This window comes from Pseudomonas sp. NPDC087803 (assembly GCF_044742995.1).
Taxonomy (GTDB): Bacteria; Pseudomonadota; Gammaproteobacteria; order Pseudomonadales; family Pseudomonadaceae; genus Aquipseudomonas.
On record NZ_JBIUVO010000151.1, the window covers coordinates 1 to 1701 of the forward strand.

The window sequence follows — 1701 nt, forward strand, 5'->3', positions numbered from 1 at the left end:
GCAGTCTGGTAGCTCGTCGGGCTCATAACCCGAAGGTCGTCGGTTCAAATCCGGCCCCCGCAACCAGTTTAAGGAGCCCCTTTTCAGGGGCTTTTTGTTAGCTGGATACTTTCTGCGCCGCTGTTCGACGGCGTTTCAAGGATGGGCGTTTCGCCCATTTTTTTATTTTGCAGCGCATGCATTTACATGCACGAGGGGGTTCAGGTGTCGAGCAAGCTAGAAGAGTTGCAGGCCTTGTTGGCCCCGGTGGTCGTGGCCCTAGGCTATGAATGCTGGGGTATCGAGTTTTCGGCTCAAGGTCGTCACTCGATGTTGCGTGTTTATATCGATAAAGAGGGTGGCGTGCTGGTGGACGATTGCGCCATTGTCAGCCGTCAGATCAGTGGCGTCCTGGATGTTGAAGATCCGATCTCCGTTGAATACACCCTCGAAGTTTCCTCGCCTGGCATGGAACGCCCACTGTTCACTCTTGAGCAGTTTGCAAAATTTGCCGGTGAACAAGTGAAGATCAAGCTGCGCTCGCCTTTCGAAGGTCGACGCAACTTTCAGGGCCTTCTGCGCGGTGTAGAAGAACAGGATGTCGTGGTGCAGGTAGAAGACCATGAGTTCCTGTTGCCGATCGATATGATCGACAAGGCCAACATTATTCACAGTTTTGTCTGAGACGCGGATCCCGCTGATCCATTGTCTTGCGAAAGGCGAGTCGTACTATGAGCAAAGATGTACTGCTGGTTGTTGAGTCGGTATCCAATGAAAAGGGCGTACCGGCAAGCGTGATTTTTGAAGCGCTGGAGCTGGCTCTGGCCACTGCTACCAAAAAGCGTTTTGAAGACGAAGTTGACCTGCGTGTGGAGATTAACCGCCACACCGGTTCCTACGAGACTTTCCGTCGCTGGACGGTCGTCGAAGAGAATGATCTCGACGATCCTGCGATCGAAACCTGGCCAAGCAAGGTTGCCGAAACGCATCCGGGCGCCAAGGTCGGCGACGTCGTCGAAGAAAAGATCGAATCCATCGAGTTCGGCCGTATTGCCGCACAGACTGCCAAGCAAGTCATTGTGCAGAAAGTGCGTGAAGCCGAGCGCGCTCAAGTGGTCGACGCCTATCGCGAGCGCCTGGGAGAAATCATCTCCGGCACCGTGAAGAAAGTCACCCGCGACAACGTGATCGTTGATCTGGGCAACAACGCCGAAGCGTTGCTGGCTCGTGAAGACATCATTTCTCGCGAAACCTTCCGTGTCGGTGTGCGTCTGCGTGCACTGCTCAAGGAAATCCGCACCGAGAACCGCGGCCCGCAGCTGATCCTGTCGCGTACCGCGCCGGAAATGCTGATCGAGTTGTTCCGCATCGAAGTGCCGGAAATCGCTGAAGGCCTGATCGAAGTAATGGCGGCGTCCCGTGATCCGGGTTCGCGTGCCAAGATCGCTGTCCGTTCCAAAGACAAACGCATCGACCCGCAGGGCGCGTGCATCGGTATGCGCGGTTCGCGCGTCCAGGCCGTGTCGGGCGAGTTGGGTGGCGAGCGTGTCGATATCGTCCTGTGGGACGATAACCCGGCGCAGTTCGTGATCAATGCCATGTCGCCGGCAGAAGTGGCGGCGATTATCGTTGACGAAGATGCCCATGCCATGGACATCGCCGTTGGCGCAGACACTCAGTCTCAGGCCATCGGTCGGGGTGGTCAGAACGTGCTTCTGGCGA

General features: G+C 56.3%; 2 protein-coding genes. Both read left to right on the forward strand.

Annotated features, from left to right (window positions below; all coding sequences use genetic code 11):
- Positions 1 to 204: 204 nt before the first annotated feature.
- Positions 205 to 663, forward strand: a complete 459-nt coding sequence (gene rimP, locus ACIOUG_RS27085) for a ribosome maturation factor RimP (protein WP_401070258.1) — start codon at positions 205 to 207, stop codon at positions 661 to 663.
- Positions 664 to 710: 47 nt separating this feature from the next.
- A partial coding sequence (gene nusA, locus ACIOUG_RS27090; RefSeq protein WP_401070255.1) for a transcription termination factor NusA occupies positions 711 to 1701 on the forward strand: 991 nt, incomplete at its 3' end.